Consider the following 16,073-nt stretch of genomic DNA (forward strand, 5'->3'; position numbering starts at 1 on the left):
TCAACACATTCCGATGCTGCGACTGCGCAGCGGTTGTCAGGCCAGGAAACCCGTGGCCGCCTGACAGCCCTGCATGCCGGCCACGTCTTTTCCCCATTTGCCGGAGCCCGTCATGTTGAAGCAGCCGAATACCAAGTACCGCCCCGTTACCCCGATTCCGCTCGCCGACCGCCAGTGGCCGTCGCGCAGCATCACCCGCGCGCCGATCTGGATGTCGACCGATCTGCGCGACGGCAACCAGGCGCTGTTCGAGCCGATGAACGGCGAGCGCAAGATGCGCATGTTCAAGATGCTGGTCGACATCGGTTTCAAGCAGATCGAGGTCGCCTTCCCGTCGGCGTCCGACACCGACTTCAGCTTCGTGCGCACGCTGATCGAAGGCGGCCACATCCCGGACGACGTGACCATCGAGGTGCTCACCCAGGCGCGGCCGCACCTGATCGAACGCACCATCGAATCGCTGCGCGGCGTGAAGCGCGCCATCGTGCATGTCTACAACGCGACCTCGCCGACCTTCCGCCGCGTCGTGTTCGACATGAGCCGCGACGAAGTGAAGCAGCTCGCAGTCGACAGCACGCTGCTCATCAAGCGCCTTACCGACGCGCAGCCGGACACCGAGTGGACCTTCCAGTACAGCCCGGAAACCTTCACCGCGACCGAACTCGATTTCGCGAAGGAGGTGTGCGACGCGGTGGTCGAGGCCTGGGGCGGCACGCCCGCGCGGCCGGTCATCCTCAACCTTCCGGCGACCGTCGAGATCGCCACGCCCAATCACTACGCCGACCAGATCGAGTGGATGCACCGCAATCTGGCGAACCGCGCGTCGGTCGTTCTCAGCGTGCATCCGCACAACGACCGTGGCACTGCGGTGGCGGCGGCTGAACTGGCGGTGATGGCCGGTGCGGACCGGATCGAGGGCTGCCTGTTCGGCCACGGCGAGCGTACCGGCAACGTGGACCTCGTGACACTGGCGCTCAACCTCTACACCCAGGGTGTCGATCCGGGCCTCGACTTCTCGCGCATCAACGACATCGCGCGCACGGTCGAACAGTGCACGCAGATTCCGGTGCATGCCCGCCATCCTTACGCCGGCGACCTCGTGTTCACCGCCTTTTCCGGTTCGCACCAGGACGCCATCCGCAAGGGCTTCGCGGCGCAGAAGCCGGACGCGGTGTGGGAAGTGCCCTATCTGCCGATCGATCCGGCCGACGTCGGCCGCACCTACGATTCCATCATTCGGGTGAACAGCCAGTCGGGCAAGGGCGGCGTCACCTGGCTGCTCGAGAGCGAATACGGTGTCACGCTGCCGCGACGCCTTCAGGTCGAGTTCTCGACCGCGGTACAGCAGCTCACCGACAGCAGCGGCCAGGAAGTGCGTGCGGCCGACATCTGGAAGCTGTTCGCGCAGCAGTACTTCGAAACCACCGCGCCCTTCGTCTATGTCACGCATCACCTGCGCGAGGCGGGCGATGAACAGGGCATCGAGCTGGTGCTCCGGGTCGACGGCGTAGAGCGCACGCTGAGCGGGCGCGGCAACGGCCCGATCGCCGCCGCGCTCGACGCGCTCGGCGTGCCGGCGCGGGTGCATGATTTCGAGGAACGCGCGATCGGCCACGGCGCCGATGCCGCCGCCATCGCCTTCGTCGAATGCGTGATCGACGGCGTGCCGGGCACCACCTTCGGCGCCGGCATGCATCGCAACATCATCACCGCCTCGCTGCTCGCGGTGATCAGCGGCCTCAATCGCGCGGCCGGCAAGCTCGACGCCGGCGCACGCGCCGCCTTCACCGGCGGTCGCGCGCTCAGCGCCGGCTGATGAAGGTCTGCACCGGCGGGCTTCAGTCCGCCGGTGCCGCCTCGCCGTCGGTCCGCTGCAGCCGGTAGCTCAGCTTGGGCCGGCTCATGCCCAGTCGGCGTGCCGCACGGGCGATGTTGCCGCCTTCCTGGTCCACGCAGGTTTTCATCAGCTGCTGTTCCAGTGCTTCCAGCGGAATGCCGCTGCGCAGGATCTGCTCGACCAGCTGTTCGCGCACCGCGTCGCCGCAGCCTTCTTCCAGCTTGCCGCAGGCGGAAATGCCGGATTCGCGTGCCAGCACCGCTTCCAGAGACAGGAAGAGGTGGTGCGCCTCGATCCAGCCCTGCTGCGGCGCCAGCACCACCCCGCGCTCGATCACGTTTTCCAGTTCGCGCACATTGCCCGGCCAGTGGTGGGCGTGCAGCGCCTGGAAGCCCTTGTCCGACACGCCCTGCACATGCTTGCCGTGGGCCCGGTTGAACTTCCCCACCAGCGTATCGACCAGCAGGCGCAGGTCGGCCAGCCGGTCGCGCAGCGGCGGGATGTGGATCGGATACACATGCACCCGGTAGTAGAGGTCGGGCCGGAAGCGGCCTTCCTTCACCGCCTGCGCCAGATCGACGTTGGTGGCGGCCACCACGCGCACATTCACCTTGCGCGTGCGTTCGTCGCCCAGTCGTTCGATCTCGCCTTCCTGCAGCGCGCGCAGCAGCTTGGCCTGCGCGGCCAGCGGCATTTCGCCGATCTCGTCGAGGAACAGCGTGCCGCCTTCGGCGCGCTCGAACTTACCGGCGCGTGATGCGTGGGCGCCGGTGAAGGCGCCTTTCTCGACGCCGAACAGTTCGGATTCGATCAGGTCGTTCGGGATGGCGGCGCAATTGACCGCGACGAAGGGCGCGTCCTTGCGCGGACTCATCTGGTGCAGCACGCGGGCGAAGCGTTCCTTGCCGACGCCAGTTTCGCCCAGCAGCAGCACGGTCACCGTGGTGCCGGCGGCGCGCAGCATCAGTTCATAGGCGCGGCGGAAGCTGGCCGAACTGCCGATCAGGTCGGGCGGCGCGGGCGCCTCGATCCGGTCGTCGCGTTGGGCGACGCCGGCCCAGGCGGCTGAGGGCAGATGGGCGATGCGGTTCTCCGGCTCGAAATAGCGGGCGTACTGTTCGCCGTCCTCCCATTCCTCGACCGGTTTGCCGACGATGCGGCAGTGGTTGGCGCCGCAGCAGGCGCACTCGGTTTCCTTGAACAGCACCATGCGGCCCATGAAGGCCGAGGTGTAGCCCGAGGCGTAGCCGATCTGCATCCAGCACACCGGGTCGGCGGCCTGACCGAATTCGCGCAGATGGAATTCGGCTTCCCACGAGTGTTCCCACAGGAATTCGCCGTCGAACTCGCCGCTGCGCACATCGATATGGATGTGCACCGGCGTCACCTGCACGCTGCCTTCCAGCATGTGCAGCTGCGGGCCGACGAAGAAGGATTCGATCGGGTTCTGGTCCGGCCGTATCGTGCGCGCCAGTTCGGCGTCGCGCATGCCGGATTCGTAGCCCATGCGGGTCAGGATGCGGCGCGCCGAATCCGGCCCGACCGACCGGATGAGCTGCGCGCGCAGCGCCGACATGGCGACGCAATGCATCAGCAGCATGCGGTTTTCCGCCAGCCAGATCAGTCCGTCGTCGGCCGAGAACCTGACCAGCCGACGCAGATCACTGTTGTGCGGGTATTTGATCGTACCCATTGCCCGTGCCTCCTCCAGACCGGTGCCGGTCACGCCAGGCCGGCGTGCCGATGTTGCGCCGCAGCGCCTGTTCGGCCTCCTGCGAGCCGGTCCGGCGTCTTCCGCGATGCCGGGTGACCCGAGTGGCCGGTCTTCTTCCGCCTGACGCGTTCATCAGTTGGTGAACACCTCTTCGGGTGCTTCATCAACTCGTCAAGCAGTGGACGGGAGGACTGTACTCTCGCCCACCCAAAACCGCCAAATATCGAGATTTTTATCGATTATCGAGTATGGCACGCTTCTTGGATAGGAGAGGGTGCGGCTGACGGCTGCATCCGGTGTTTCGGCAAGCGCTCTCCTGCTTTCTGCTCTTCCGAATCGCTGGTGCGCCGCAGCACGCACCACACAACAAAGGAGGACGGAGAAATGCCGATGACGGGCGTGCTGCGCCCGGGTCATGTCGCGCTGCGCGTGACGGACCTGGAGGCCGCGGTAAAGCACTACGGGCAGGTACTGGGCCTGATCGAGACCGGGCGGGATGCCCAGGGCCGGGTGTATTTCAAGGCCTGGGACGAACACGACCACCACAGCGTGGTGCTGCGTGCGGCGGAGGCGCCGGGCATGGACTACATGGGCTTCCGTGTGGACAGCGAAGCGACGCTGGACCGTCTGGCGGCGGAGGTTGAAGGCAGCCGTCTGGCGAGCGATCTGCAGTGGGTGCCGGCGGGCGAGCACCTGCACACCGGCCGGCGCTTCCGCTTCACGGTGCCGACCGGGCATGCGATCGAACTGTTCGCGACCAAGGACAAGGTGGGCAACGGCCTGCCGGACGTGAATCCGGACCCGTGGCCGGATGGGCTGGTGGGCATGCAGCCGACCCGCTTCGACCACTGCCTGCTGTACGGCGACGACGTCGATGGGGTGGTGAAGCTGTTTACCGAGGTGCTGGGCTTCACCATCGCGGAACAGGTGATGGCCGGTGACGTGATGGTGGGCGTGTTCCTGACCTGCTCGACCAAGCCGCACGACATCGCCTTCATCCGCAATCCGGAGAAGGGTCGCTTCCACCACTGCTCCTTCATCCTCGATACCTGGAACGACGTGCTGCGGGCGGCCGACCTGATCTCGAAGCACGACGTGTCGCTGGACATCGGGCCGACGCGGCACGGCATCACGCGCGGCGCGACGATCTACTTCTTCGACCCGTCGGGCAACCGCAACGAGGTGTTCTCCGGCGGCTACATCTACTACCCGGACAAGCCCACGATCAACTGGACGGTGGAAGACCTCGGGCGGGCGATCTTCTATCACGACCGCAAGCTGAACGAAGCCTTTCTGAACGTGCACACCTGAGGCGGACATGGCGTCTGCATTCGATCCTTTCCGTAAGTACGTGCGCATCACCGCTGAGCGCGAGGACGGCTTCGTCGAGTTCGATTTCGCGCTCGGCGAGCCGGAGCTGTTCGCCGAAATGATGCTCACCCGTGCCGCCTTCGACGAGTTCTGCGCGGCGCAGGACGTGGTGCTGCTCGATGGCGGGGCCGGACAGCCTCCGGCGGTGGGCGCACGACTGAATGAAGTGCTGAACCGCGGCGCGCGCTGAGCGCGACCACGGGCGTCAATAGAACACATCCGAGGAGACTGGCATGCAGATCGATCTGCGTACCGTATCAATCAAGCCGCAGCGACAGACCTACGGCCATATCGAGCGCCGCTTCGGCGACAAGCCGGCATCGCGCTATCAGGAAGGCACCTTCGACCTGCAGCCGAGCGCCAACTTCCACTATCGCCCGACCTGGGACCCGGACCGCGAAATCTTCGACGCCGCCCGTACCGCGCTGAAGATGCAGGACTGGTACGCGTTCAAGGATCCGCGCCAGTACTACTACGGCGCCTGGACGCTGGCACGCGCCCGCCAGCAGGACACCGCCGAATCGAATTTCGATTTCGTCGAATCGCGCAACCTCGGCGCGCTGCTGCCGGAAGACGTGCGCCAGCTCGCGCTCGACCTGCTGCTGCCGCTGCGTCACGTCGCCTGGGGCGCCAACATGAACAACGCCTCGGTCTGCGCCTACGGCTACGGCACCGCCATCACCCAGCCCTGCATGTTCCACGCGATGGACAACCTGGCCATCGCCCAGTACCTGACCCGCATCGGCCTGCTGCTCGGCGATCCCGGCGCGCTGGCCACCGCGAAGGAACACTGGCTGTACGCCGCCGACTGGCAGGGCCTGCGCCGTGTGGTCGAGGACAGTCTGGTGGTGCAGGACTGGTTCGAACTGTTCATCGCGCAGAACCTGGTGCTCGACGGCCTGGTGTATCCGCTGTTCTACAAGACCCTGGTCGAGGACGCGCTGTCGCTGCGCGGCGGCACCGCGGTCGCCATGCTGACCCAGTTCATGACCGAGTGGTATGCCGAAACCGCCAAGTGGGTCGATGCGCAGATCAAGACCGCCTGTGCCGAATCGCCGGAGAACGCCGCACTCGTGCGGGGCTGGATCGCCGCCTGGCAGAGCCGTGCGCTGGATGCGCTGACCCCGCTCGCACAGCGTGCGCTCGGCGAACGCGCCGGCGCGGCGCTGGACGATCTCGCCACCCAGTTCGCTGCCCGCGTCGCCAAGTGCGGCGTGCCGGCCTGAGGGGCGCGCCATGTCCAAGGTATTCATCGCGCTGCAGACCAACGACGACACGCGTCCGATCATCGAATCCATCCTGGCCGACAACCCGCACGCGCTGCCGGTCGAATCGCCCGCCATGGTGAAGATCGATGCCGAAGGGCGCCTCACCGTGAAGCGGGAATCGATCTCCGAACGCATTGGCCGCGAGTTCGACCTGCAGGAGCTGCACACCCACCTGATATCGCTGTCCGGCCATATCGACGAAAGCGACGACGAATTCACGCTGCACTGGAACGACTGAGTCATACCCGAGGGAGAACGCGGGACACGGACGGCCCACCGCAGAGGCCGCACCCGCTCCGTCATTGAGGAGAAAAGCAGATGGACATGCAGGTACCGAAGAAGAAGCTGGGCCTGAAGGAACGCTACACGCTGATGACCCGTGATCTGGCGTGGGACACCACCTATCAGCCGAAGGAGAAGGTGTATCCGTACGCCGACTACGAAGGCATCAAGATCCATGACTGGGACAAGTGGGAAGACCCGTTCCGGCTGACCATGGACGCCTACTGGAAATACCAGGCGGAGAAGGAGCGCAAGCTCTACGCCATCATCGACGCCTACAGCCAGAGCAACGGCCACCTCGGCGTGACCGACGCGCGCTACCTGAACGCGATCAAGATCTTCCTGACCGCGGTGACGCCGCTGGAATACATGGCCCACCGTGGCTTCGCCCACGTCGGCCGCGCCTTCCCCGGTGCCGGTGCGCGCGTCGCCTGCCAGATGCAGGCGATCGACGAAATGCGCCACGCGCAGACGCAGATCCATTCGCTGTCGAATTACAACAAGTACTACAACGGCTTCCACGACGCGCCGCACATGTTCGACCGCGTCTGGTACCTGTCGGTCCCGAAGAGCTTCTTCGACGACGCGATCACCGCAGGTCCGTTCGAATTCATCGTGTCGATCGGCTTCTCCTTCGAGTACGTGCTGACCAATCTGCTGTTCGTGCCCTTCGTGTCGGGTGCGGCCTACAACGGCGACATGGGCACCATGACCTTCGGCTTCTCGGCGCAGTCGGACGAAGCGCGTCACATGACGCTGGGGCTGGAGTGCATCAAGTTCATCCTCGAGCAGGACCCGGCCAACCTGCCCATCGTGCAGCGCTGGATAGACAAGTGGTGCTGGCGCGGCGTGCGCCTGCTGTCCATCGTCGCGATGATGATGGACTACATGCTGCCCAAGCGCGTCATGAGCTGGAAGGAAGCCTGGGAAATCTATTTCGAGGAGAACGGCGGCGCGCTGTTCAAGGACCTTGCCCGCTACGGCATCAAGATGCCGGCCTGCGCCGAACAGATCCGCCAGGAGAAGGAGCACCTGTCGCACCAGGTGTGGTCAGCGTTCTACAACTACAGCGGCGCCACCGACTTCCACACCTGGATGCCGACCGAAGAAGAAATGCAGTGGCTGTCGCAGAAGTACCCGGACACCTTCGACCAGCACTACCGGCCGCGCTTCGAGTTCTGGCGCGAGCAGCAGCAGAAGGGCAACCGCTTCTACAACAAGACGCTGCCCATGCTGTGCCAGACCTGCCAGATCCCGATGCTGTTCACCGAGCCGGGTGACCCGACGAAGATCTGCTATCGCGAGCGTGACTACAAGGGCAGCAAGTACCACTTCTGTTCCGACCACTGCCAGCACATCTTCGACAACGAGCCGGAGAAGTACGTCCAGGCCTGGCTGCCGGTGCATCAGATCTACCAGGGCAACTGCTTCCCCGAAGGCAGCGACCCGACCGCGCCGGGCTTCGACCCGCTGGCGGCGGTGCTGGAGCACTACCGGCTGAACGCGGGGCGCGACAACGGCGACTTCGAGGGCTCGGAAGACCAGCGCAATTTCGAAGCATGGCGCGGCATGGCCAAGCGCAACGACTGAGGGGGGACAAGGACATGCAAGTCGCTGCAGTGAAGGAATATGCAGGCACGCCGCGCGACGGCGTCGAGAACTTCCACGGCAACCAGCTGCTGTACATCGGCTGGGACGACCACCTGATGTTCTGCGCGCCGCTGGCCTTTCCCTTCCCGCCGACCCTGCGTTTTGGCGACATCGTCGAGAAGGTGCTGCCCGGCGCCTACGGCTATCACCCGGACTGGGCCAGGATCGACTGGTCGAAGGTGGAGTGGCTGAAGTCCGGCCAGCCGTGGACGCCGCACTTCAACCGCACGCTGGCCGAGAACGGTCTGGGTCACAAGGACGTGCTGCGCTTTCGCACGCCGGGCCTGACCGGCATCCAGGGATCGTGCAGCTGATGGCCTACGCACTGACCATAGAACCACTGGGCCAGACGCTGGAGGTCGAGGACGACCAGACGGTGCTGGATGCCTGCCTGCGGGCGGGCATCTGGCTGCCGCACGCCTGCTGTCACGGGCTGTGCGCCACCTGCAAGGTGCAGGTAGTGGATGGCGAGGTGGACCACGGTGAGGCGTCCGATTTCGCGCTGATGGATTTCGAGCGCGACGAGGGCAAGACCCTGGCCTGCTGCGCGCGGCTGCAGAGTGACGTGACGATCGAGGCGGACATCGACGAGGAGCCGGATGCGCGCAACATTCCGGTCGAGGATTTCCACGGTACGGTGACCCGCATCGAACAGCTCACGCCGACGATCAAGGGCCTGTTCGTTGAACTGGACCGGCCGCTCGATTTCCAGGCCGGCCAGTACATCAACCTCGACATCGGCGCCGAGCCGGGCATGTCGCGTGCGTTCTCGCTCGCCAATGCACCGTCGAACGGCAACGAAGTCGAGCTGAACATCCGCATCGTGCCCGGCGGCCGCGGCACCACCTGGATACACGAGTCGCTGAAGGCGGGTGACCGGGTGAAGCTGTCCGGTCCCTACGGCCGCTTCTTCGTGCGCGAGTCCGCGGCCAGGCCGCTCATCTTCATGGCCGGCGGGTCCGGGCTGTCGAGTCCGCGGTCGATGATTCTCGACCTGCTGGCCAGGGGCTACGCGCAGCCGATCACCCTGGTGTATGGCGCGCGCAACCGGGCGGAGCTGTACTACCACGACGATTTCGTCGCGCTGGCGGCGGCGCATCCGGCCTTCAGCTACGTCCCGGCGCTGTCCGACGAGCCGGCGGGCAGCGACTGGGACGGCTTCCGCGGTTTCGCGCACGAGGCGGCTCTGGCCCACTTCCGCGAGGATTTCCGCGGCCACCAGGCCTATCTGTGCGGACCGCCGGTCATGATCGACGCCTGCATCAATGCGCTGATGCAGGGCCGGCTGTTCGAGCGCGACATCCACACCGAGAAGTTCTTTTCGGCTGCCGACGCGCAGCAGGTGCGCAGCCCGCTGTTCAGGAAGATCTGACCATGGGGCGTTCGTACAGCATCGTGCTCGATGGCATCGGCCGCGCATACCTGTGTGCGGACACGCAGAACGCGCTGCGCGGCATGGAAGCGCTGGGCGGCCGAGGCATCCCGGTCGGCTGCCGCCAGGGCGGCTGCGGCGTGTGCAAGGTGGAGGTGCTGTCCGGCACCTATACCGCCGGCGTGATGAGCCGCAGCGCGATCAGCGAGGAGGACGAGCGCCGACAGTGCGTGCTCGCCTGCCGCATCTATCCGACCAGCGATCTGAAGCTGAAGGTGGTCGGAAAGATGGCGCGCAGCGTCGAGGCGCTGAAGCAGGAGGTGGTGCAGAAGGGCTGACGAGGCGAGATCCTGTGGGCGCGCTTGCTCGCAGCAGGGCCGCTGCACGCCGCTTGCGTCGATTGCGGCCGAGATCGCGAGCGAGCTCGCTTCTACCGGAAGCTTGCACGTGCCGCCGACAAGGCGTGCATGTCCTGTCGGAGCGGCCCCGGTCGCGGCCGGGCGGTCGAGGTCCGGCTACGCCGGCCGTCAGCGTCCGTTCGCCACCTTGCGACTGGCCGATTCCAGTGCCAGCTCGGGGACAGCGGACACCGTGTGGAAGGCCCGCCAGATGTGGCCCGACAGCAGGCGGCAGGCTTCGTCCGCGTCGCGCGCGATCGCGGCCTTGAAAATCTGCTCGTGCTCTTCGTGCACGTCCTGCGGCACCGGCCGGTTCAGCACCGAAATGCGGCGGTAGCGCTCGGACTGCCGGTACAGGATGGCCAGAAAGTGGCGTATCCAGCGTGAGTTGCAGGCGCCGATCAGCGTTTCGTGGAACACCCGGTTGCGGTCTTCCCACTCGTTCACGCTGCCGTCCAGGTCACCGGCCAGCTTTTCCTCGGCCCGGGTGAGCAGGTGGAAGGCGCTCACCAGATTGCCTTCCCACGCTTCGTCGCCGTTCTCGATGCTTTGCCGCAGCGCCTCGCTTTCCAGCATCACGCGGGTGCGCGTGATGTCCTCGAGATCGGCCAGCGAGATCGGTGCCACGCGGAAGCCGCGCTGGCCCTGCGCCACCACCAGCGAATCGCTCACCAGCAGCGCCAGCGCTTCGCGCAGCGTGCCGGCGCCGACCTCGTAGGCGTCTTTCAGATGTTCGACACGCAGCTTGGCACCGGGGGCGTGACGGCCTTCGATGATGTCGCGTCGCAGCTGCCGGTAGGCGCCATCGACCAGGGTTTTCGGCTCGTAGGCCTCGCCGTTGGCCTGAAATTCGCCGGTAATCAACTGATCCATTTGATGTTTCCCTGAATGCCCCCACGGGTTGGGCGGGCATGCATGCATTCTAGTGCCGAACTTTCTCCGTGAAAAGCCAAAAATCTCGAGAAAAAACGTTGACGTCGAGATAATCGTTTTATATCGTTAAGTCCATCGAATATCGATGAGTGAGAGGTCGCGATACAGCGGCCCCACGGAGGAGACGACATGGACGTGGCAGCGCGGCAATCGACGGTGGGCTGGGAAGCGGCATCGGCAGCGGTACGGGCGGCGGTCGCGCACGCGCAGTCGGTCGGCGCCAGCGTCAATGCGGCCGTGGTCGATCGCGCCGGACAGCTGGTGTCCTTCCTCCGCATGCCGGGCGCGCCGCTGCACTCGGTCGATATCGCGATCGACAAGGCCTATACCGCCGCCAGCTTCGGTCTGCCGACCGGCGACTGGGCGGCGGCCCTCTCTTCCCATTCCGACGCGGTCCGCCAGGGGCTGCCGCTGCGCCCGCGCATGGTCATGTTCGGCGGCGGCCTGCCGCTGGTGGTGGCCGGCGAGCGCATCGGCGGCATCGGCATTTCCGGCGGTTCCGAAGCGCAGGACGAGGACTGCGCCCGCGCCGCACTCGCTGCGCTCGATTTGACCCCGGCGCGCTGACGCGCCGCTCCCACAAGAAAGAGATCGATGAAACAGATCAGCCACTTCATCAACGGCGAGTTCGTCGCCGGCCGCGAAGGCCGCCGCTTCGACAAGCGCTCGCCGCTGGACAACCGCGTCATCGCCTCGGTCAGCGAAGCCGGGCGCGACGAGGTGAATGCCGCGGTCGCCGCAGCGCGTGCCGCGCTCGAAGGCCCCTGGGGCCGCATGACGGTGACCGAACGCACCGAACTGCTGTACGCGGTCGCCAATGAAATCAACCGCCGTTTCGACGACTTCGTCGCTGCGGAAGTGGCCGACACCGGCAAGCCGGTCAGCCTGGCCAGTCACCTCGACATTCCGCGCGGTGCCGCCAACTTCAAGATCTTCGCCGACGTGGTCAAGAACGTGCCGGGCGAGTTCTTCGAAATGGCCACGCCGGACGGCCGCGGCGCGATCAATTACGCGCTGCGCAAGCCGGTCGGCGTGGTCGGTGTCGTCTGCCCGTGGAATCTCCCGCTGCTGCTGATGACCTGGAAGGTGGGCCCGGCGCTGGCCTGCGGCAACACCGTGGTGGTAAAGCCGTCGGAAGAGACGCCGCAGACCGCGGCGCTGCTCGGTGAGGTGATGAACGCGGTCGGCGTGCCGGCCGGCGTCTACAACGTGGTGCATGGTTTCGGCCCGGATTCGGCCGGCGAATTCCTGACCACCCACCCGGGCGTCAATGCCATCACCTTCACCGGTGAAACGCGCACCGGCGAAGCCATCATGAAGGCGGCCGCCGGCGGCGCCCGGCCGGTATCGCTGGAAATGGGCGGCAAGAACCCGGCCATCGTGTTCGCCGACTGCGACTTCGATGCCGCCATCGCCGGCACGCTGCGTTCGGCCTTCGCCAACTGCGGTCAGGTCTGCCTCGGTACCGAACGCGTCTATGTCGAGCGCCCGATCTTCGAGCGCTTCGTTGCCGCGTTGAAGCAGGGCGCCGAGGCGCTGGTCATGGGTCGGCCGGAGGACGAAGCCACCGGCATGGGGCCGCTCATCTCGGCCGAGCACAGACAGAAGGTGCTGTCCTACTACCGCCGCGCGGTGGAAGAGGGCGCCACCGTCGTCACCGGCGGCGGCGTACCGGACATGCCGGGCGAACTGGCGAACGGCGCCTGGGTGCAGCCGACGATCTGGACCGGTCTGCCGGAAACCGCCGCCGTCGTGCGCGAGGAAATCTTCGGCCCCTGCTGCCACATCGCCCCCTTCGATCGCGAAGAGGATGCGATCCGCATGGCCAACGACACCCACTACGGCCTCGCCGCCTCGGTGTGGACCACCGACATCACGCGCGGCCACCGCGTCGCCGCCGCACTCGACACCGGTCTGGTGTGGGTGAACTCCTGGTTCCTGCGCGACCTGCGCACACCCTTCGGCGGTGCCAAGCAGTCGGGTATCGGCCGCGAAGGCGGCGTGCATTCGCTCGAGTTCTACACCGAGCTGAAGAACGTGTGCGTGAAGCTGTGAGGAGCGCCGACATGAACGCACCGCTGAATCCTGAAATCGCCCGCAGCATCGTCGCCGCCGGCATCACCACCAACTATCACGACCTGGGCAGCGGCTTCCCGGTGCTCATGCTGCACGGCTCCGGCCCCGGCGTCAGCGCCTGGGCGAACTGGCGGCTGGTCATGCCTTCACTGGCCGAACGCGCCCGTGTGATCGCGCCGGACATGGCCGGCTTCGGCTATACCGAGCGCCGCCCCGACCTCCGGTACGACATGGACACCTGGGTCGCCCAGGCCATCGGCGTGCTGGACGCGCTCGGCATCGAACAGGCCGATCTGGTCGGCAACAGTTTCGGTGGCGGTCTGGCACTCCAGGTCGCCATCCGTCACCCGCACCGCATCCGCCGCCTTGTGCTGATGGGCAGCGTCGGCGTGCGCTTCGACATCACGCCGGCGCTCGACGCGGTGTGGGGTTACACGCCGTCGATCGAAACCATGCGCGGCCTGCTCGACCTGTTCGCCTACGACCGCTCGCTGGCCAACGACGAACTGGCGAAGCTGCGCTACGAGGCGTCGATCCGCCCGGGCTTCCAGGAATCCTTCGCCGCCATGTTCCCGGCACCGCGTCAGCGCTGGGTAGACGCCATGGCCAGCAATGTCGAGGACATCAAGGCGCTGCCGCACGAAACGCTGGTCATCCACGGCCGCGAAGACCTGGTCATCCCGCTCGATACCTCGCTCACGCTGGCCCAGTGGATACCGAATGCCCAGCTGCACGTGTACGGCAAGTGCGGCCACTGGACACAGATCGAGCACGCGGCCCGCTTCGCGCGCCTGGTGGGCGACTTCCTAAACGAATCCAATTGAACGGGCACCGGACATGATGCAAGCCGACAAGATCCAGCGCTACGGCGACGAGCTGTACGCCGCGCTCACCACCCGCGAAACCGTGGCGCCGCTGACCAGCCGCGAGCCGGACATCACGATCGAGGATGCCTATCACATCCAGCAGCGCATGATTGCGCGCCGGCTCGACGCCGGCGAGCGCATCGTCGGCAAGAAGATCGGCGTCACCTCGAAAGTCGTGCAGAACATGCTGAATGTGCACCAGCCGGACTTCGGCTACCTGCTCGACGGCATGATCTACAACGAGGGCGAGTCGATCGCCGCAAACTCGCTGATCCAGCCGCGCGCCGAAGGAGAGATCGCCTTCATCCTCAAGCACGACATCATGGGCCCGGGCGTCACCGGCGCCGACGTGCTGCGCGCCACCGAGTGCGTGATGCCCTGCTTCGAAATCGTCGATTCGCGCATCACCGACTGGAAGATCCGCATCCAGGACACGGTGGCCGACAACGCCTCCTGCGGCGTGTTCGTGCTCGGCGACCGCGCGGTGTCGCCGCGCAATCTCGACCTCGGCCTGTGCGGCATGGTGCTGGAGCTGAACGGCGACATCGTCGGCACCGGTGCCGGCGCGGCCGCCCTCGGCCATCCGGTCAACGCTGTCGTCTGGCTCGCCAACACGCTGGGCCGGCTTGGCATTCCGCTCAAGGCTGGTGAAGTGATCCTGTCCGGTTCGCTCGCCGCCCTCATTCCGGTCAAGGCGGGCGATAGTCTGCGCATCGCCATCGGCGGCCTTGGCGGCTGCTCGGTGCGTTTCGTCTAGGACCGACGCCATGGCACGCATCGCGCCCCTGCCGATCGAGTCTACGCCGGACATGGCGGCCGACTTCGCCTTCTTCGGGCGCACGCTGGGCTTCGTGCCGAACAGCCTGCGCACGATGGCGTATCGGCCGGCGCTGGCGAAGGGCCTGATCGCGCTGAGCCGCGGTGTGTACGACCCGGCGGGCGAGGTCGATCTGGGTTTCAAGCGCCTGATCGGTCACGTCGCCAGCATGGCGGCCGGCTGCCTGTACTGCCGTGCGCATACCGCCACCAGCGCGCTGCGCCACGGCGTTGCCGCGGAAAAGATGGCGGCCATCGCCGACTACCGGACCAGCCCGCTGTTCTCCGATGCCGAACGCGTGGCACTCGATTTCGCGCTGGCTGCCGCCAGCCAGCCGAACGACGTGAGCGACGCACTGTTCGCCGGTCTGCGCGCGCACTGGAGCGAAGGCCAGATCGTCGAGCTGCTCGGCGTGATCGCGCTCTTTGGCTTCTTCAACCGCTGGAACGATTCACTGGCAACGACGCTTGAGTCCGAGCCCCTTCAAACCGCTGGCAGCGTGCTCGCGAACACCGGCTGGACGGCCGGCAAGCACGCCGCCGGAGACGAGGACACCCCCGCATGAACAAGATCAAGTGTGCATTGATCGGGCCGGGCAACATCGGCACCGACCTGCTTTACAAGCTGAAGCGCAGCCCGGTGCTGGAGCCGGTGTGGATGGTGGGCATCGACCCGGCGTCGGAAGGTCTGGCGCGCGCCCGCGACATGGGCATCAAGACCACCAGCGACGGCGTCGATGGCCTGCTGCCGCACGTGAAAGCCGATGGCATACAGATTGCCTTCGACGCCACCAGCGCCTATGTGCATGCCGAGAACTCGCGCAAGCTCAATGCGCTGGGCGTGATGATGATTGACCTGACGCCCGCCGCCATCGGCCCCTTCTGCGTGCCGCCGGTGAACCTGAAGGAACACGTCGGCAAGCGCGAGATGAACGTGAACATGGTCACCTGCGGTGGCCAGGCGACGATCCCGATGGTGGCGGCGGTGAGTCGTGTGCAGCCGGTGAGCTACGGCGAGATCGTCGCCACCGTGTCCAGCCGCTCGGTCGGTCCGGGCACGCGCAAGAACATCGACGAATTCACCCGCACCACCTCGGGCGCCATCGAGCGCGTCGGCGGCGCGGCGAAGGGCAAGGCCATCATCGTGATCAACCCGGCCGAGCCGCCGCTGATCATGCGTGACACCATCCACTGCATCACCGAATCGGCGCCGCGCGCGGCCGAGATCGAGGAATCGGTGCACGACATGATCCGCCAGGTGCAGGCCTATGTGCCGGGCTACCGCCTGGTCAATGGCCCGGTGATCGACATGGACACCCACCGCGTGTCCATCTTCATGGAGGTCGCCGGCCTCGGCGACTACCTGCCGAAGTACGCCGGCAATCTCGACATCATGACCGCCGCCGCCGCGCGCACGGCCGAGATGTTCGCCGAAGAAATCCTCAACGGCTCGCTCTCGCTCGAGCCCGTCCCCGCTTGAGCGCAAAGGA

17 protein-coding genes are annotated in these 16,073 nt (G+C 66.2%); 15 read left to right on the forward strand and 2 right to left on the reverse strand.

The features are described 5' to 3' along the window. The first annotated feature begins 112 nt into the window (after nt 1-112). Nucleotides 113-1,816 carry a 2-isopropylmalate synthase gene (leuA, locus tag METUNV1_RS17965; RefSeq protein WP_008064243.1) on the forward strand — a complete coding sequence of 568 codons (1,704 nt, stop codon included), beginning with the start codon at nt 113-115 and terminating at the stop codon, nt 1,814-1,816. A gap of 22 nt (nt 1,817-1,838) precedes the next feature. Here the strand turns inward: leuA and METUNV1_RS17970 are convergent, their stop codons facing one another. Beyond that, on the reverse strand, nt 1,839-3,530 hold the full coding sequence (locus METUNV1_RS17970) for a sigma-54-dependent Fis family transcriptional regulator (protein WP_008064244.1): 1,692 nt from the start codon (nt 3,528-3,530) through the stop codon (nt 1,839-1,841). A gap of 405 nt (nt 3,531-3,935) precedes the next feature. On the opposite strand from METUNV1_RS17970, the gene METUNV1_RS17975 reads away from it, so the two are divergent. From METUNV1_RS17975 to METUNV1_RS18010, 8 genes are all read left to right on the forward strand, one after another. Next, nucleotides 3,936-4,862 carry a catechol 2,3-dioxygenase gene (locus tag METUNV1_RS17975; RefSeq protein WP_008064248.1) on the forward strand — a complete coding sequence of 309 codons (927 nt, stop codon included), beginning with the start codon at nt 3,936-3,938 and terminating at the stop codon, nt 4,860-4,862. Nucleotides 4,863-4,869: 7 nt separating this feature from the next. Continuing rightward, nucleotides 4,870-5,112, forward strand: a complete 243-nt coding sequence (locus METUNV1_RS17980; protein WP_008064249.1) for a phenol hydroxylase subunit — start codon at nt 4,870-4,872, stop codon at nt 5,110-5,112. Nucleotides 5,113-5,155: 43 nt separating this feature from the next. After that, complete coding sequence (locus tag METUNV1_RS17985; RefSeq protein WP_008064251.1) at nt 5,156-6,148, forward strand: aromatic/alkene monooxygenase hydroxylase subunit beta; 993 nt, start codon at nt 5,156-5,158, stop codon at nt 6,146-6,148. A 10-nt stretch (nt 6,149-6,158) separates the two neighbouring features. Beyond that, on the forward strand, nt 6,159-6,428 hold the full coding sequence (locus METUNV1_RS17990) for an MmoB/DmpM family protein (protein ID WP_008064252.1): 270 nt from the start codon (nt 6,159-6,161) through the stop codon (nt 6,426-6,428). A gap of 80 nt (nt 6,429-6,508) precedes the next feature. Next, on the forward strand, nt 6,509-8,062 hold the full coding sequence (locus METUNV1_RS17995) for an aromatic/alkene/methane monooxygenase hydroxylase/oxygenase subunit alpha (RefSeq protein ID WP_008064253.1): 1,554 nt from the start codon (nt 6,509-6,511) through the stop codon (nt 8,060-8,062). 14 nt (nt 8,063-8,076) lie between these two features. Then, complete coding sequence (locus tag METUNV1_RS18000; protein WP_043360300.1) at nt 8,077-8,436, forward strand: phenol hydroxylase subunit P4; 360 nt, start codon at nt 8,077-8,079, stop codon at nt 8,434-8,436. Beyond that, a complete protein-coding gene (locus tag METUNV1_RS18005) occupies nt 8,436-9,494 on the forward strand; it encodes an NADH:ubiquinone reductase (Na(+)-transporting) subunit F (protein ID WP_008064255.1) in 1,059 nt (352 codons plus the stop codon). Before METUNV1_RS18000 ends, METUNV1_RS18005 begins: the two co-directional genes overlap by 1 nt. A 2-nt stretch (nt 9,495-9,496) precedes the next feature. Next, nucleotides 9,497-9,832: a 2Fe-2S iron-sulfur cluster binding domain-containing protein gene (locus tag METUNV1_RS18010; protein ID WP_008064256.1), complete on the forward strand. Its 336-nt coding sequence runs from the start codon at nt 9,497-9,499 to the stop codon at nt 9,830-9,832. A gap of 189 nt (nt 9,833-10,021) precedes the next feature. On the opposite strand, the gene METUNV1_RS18015 is transcribed toward METUNV1_RS18010, so the two are convergent. Next, on the reverse strand, nt 10,022-10,765 hold the full coding sequence (locus METUNV1_RS18015) for a GntR family transcriptional regulator (protein ID WP_008064257.1): 744 nt from the start codon (nt 10,763-10,765) through the stop codon (nt 10,022-10,024). 189 nt (nt 10,766-10,954) lie between these two features. Here METUNV1_RS18015 and METUNV1_RS18020 point away from each other — a divergent pair, with 189 nt between their 5' ends. The 6 genes from METUNV1_RS18020 to METUNV1_RS18045 are packed head-to-tail and all read left to right on the forward strand — an operon-like array spanning nt 10,955 to nt 16,063. Then, nucleotides 10,955-11,392, forward strand: a complete 438-nt coding sequence (locus METUNV1_RS18020) for a GlcG/HbpS family heme-binding protein (RefSeq protein ID WP_008064258.1) — start codon at nt 10,955-10,957, stop codon at nt 11,390-11,392. A 27-nt stretch (nt 11,393-11,419) separates the two neighbouring features. After that, nucleotides 11,420-12,880 (forward strand): 2-hydroxymuconic semialdehyde dehydrogenase, encoded by a 1,461-nt coding sequence (locus METUNV1_RS18025; RefSeq protein WP_008064260.1) that lies wholly within the window; start codon nt 11,420-11,422, stop codon nt 12,878-12,880. Between the two features lie 11 nt (nt 12,881-12,891). After that, the gene (locus METUNV1_RS18030; RefSeq protein ID WP_008064263.1) at nt 12,892-13,725 is read left to right on the forward strand and encodes an alpha/beta fold hydrolase; all 834 of its coding nucleotides are present in this window, start codon (nt 12,892-12,894) and stop codon (nt 13,723-13,725) included. Between the two features lie 13 nt (nt 13,726-13,738). Beyond that, on the forward strand, nt 13,739-14,524 hold the full coding sequence (gene dmpE, locus METUNV1_RS18035; RefSeq protein ID WP_008064264.1) for a 2-oxopent-4-enoate hydratase: 786 nt from the start codon (nt 13,739-13,741) through the stop codon (nt 14,522-14,524). Between the two features lie 10 nt (nt 14,525-14,534). Further along, the gene (locus METUNV1_RS18040; RefSeq protein ID WP_008064265.1) at nt 14,535-15,149 is read left to right on the forward strand and encodes a carboxymuconolactone decarboxylase family protein; all 615 of its coding nucleotides are present in this window, start codon (nt 14,535-14,537) and stop codon (nt 15,147-15,149) included. Then, the gene (locus METUNV1_RS18045) at nt 15,146-16,063 is read left to right on the forward strand and encodes an acetaldehyde dehydrogenase (acetylating) (RefSeq protein ID WP_008064266.1); all 918 of its coding nucleotides are present in this window, start codon (nt 15,146-15,148) and stop codon (nt 16,061-16,063) included. The genes METUNV1_RS18040 and METUNV1_RS18045 overlap by 4 nt, the downstream gene beginning before the upstream one ends. Nucleotides 16,064-16,073: the final 10 nt, after the last annotated feature.

It is taken from the genome of Methyloversatilis universalis FAM5, from assembly GCF_000214035.2.
Lineage (GTDB): Bacteria > Pseudomonadota > Gammaproteobacteria > Burkholderiales > Rhodocyclaceae > Methyloversatilis > Methyloversatilis universalis.

Bases quoted from the DNA above. Each gene is read 5' to 3' on its own strand.
- leuA (WP_008064243.1), top strand. From the start codon at position 113: ATGTTGAAGCAGCCGAATACCAAGTACCGCCCCGTTACCCCGATTCCG.
- METUNV1_RS17970 (WP_008064244.1), bottom strand. From the start codon at position 3,530: ATGGGTACGATCAAATACCCGCACAACAGTGATCTGCGTCGGCTGGTC.
- METUNV1_RS17975 (WP_008064248.1), top strand. From the start codon at position 3,936: ATGCCGATGACGGGCGTGCTGCGCCCGGGTCATGTCGCGCTGCGCGTG.
- METUNV1_RS17980 (WP_008064249.1), top strand. From the start codon at position 4,870: ATGGCGTCTGCATTCGATCCTTTCCGTAAGTACGTGCGCATCACCGCT.
- METUNV1_RS17985 (WP_008064251.1), top strand. From the start codon at position 5,156: ATGCAGATCGATCTGCGTACCGTATCAATCAAGCCGCAGCGACAGACC.
- METUNV1_RS17990 (WP_008064252.1), top strand. From the start codon at position 6,159: ATGTCCAAGGTATTCATCGCGCTGCAGACCAACGACGACACGCGTCCG.
- METUNV1_RS17995 (WP_008064253.1), top strand. From the start codon at position 6,509: ATGGACATGCAGGTACCGAAGAAGAAGCTGGGCCTGAAGGAACGCTAC.
- METUNV1_RS18000 (WP_043360300.1), top strand. From the start codon at position 8,077: ATGCAAGTCGCTGCAGTGAAGGAATATGCAGGCACGCCGCGCGACGGC.
- METUNV1_RS18005 (WP_008064255.1), top strand. From the start codon at position 8,436: ATGGCCTACGCACTGACCATAGAACCACTGGGCCAGACGCTGGAGGTC.
- METUNV1_RS18010 (WP_008064256.1), top strand. From the start codon at position 9,497: ATGGGGCGTTCGTACAGCATCGTGCTCGATGGCATCGGCCGCGCATAC.
- METUNV1_RS18015 (WP_008064257.1), bottom strand. From the start codon at position 10,765: ATGGATCAGTTGATTACCGGCGAATTTCAGGCCAACGGCGAGGCCTAC.
- METUNV1_RS18020 (WP_008064258.1), top strand. From the start codon at position 10,955: ATGGACGTGGCAGCGCGGCAATCGACGGTGGGCTGGGAAGCGGCATCG.
- METUNV1_RS18025 (WP_008064260.1), top strand. From the start codon at position 11,420: ATGAAACAGATCAGCCACTTCATCAACGGCGAGTTCGTCGCCGGCCGC.
- METUNV1_RS18030 (WP_008064263.1), top strand. From the start codon at position 12,892: ATGAACGCACCGCTGAATCCTGAAATCGCCCGCAGCATCGTCGCCGCC.
- dmpE (WP_008064264.1), top strand. From the start codon at position 13,739: ATGATGCAAGCCGACAAGATCCAGCGCTACGGCGACGAGCTGTACGCC.
- METUNV1_RS18040 (WP_008064265.1), top strand. From the start codon at position 14,535: ATGGCACGCATCGCGCCCCTGCCGATCGAGTCTACGCCGGACATGGCG.
- METUNV1_RS18045 (WP_008064266.1), top strand. From the start codon at position 15,146: ATGAACAAGATCAAGTGTGCATTGATCGGGCCGGGCAACATCGGCACC.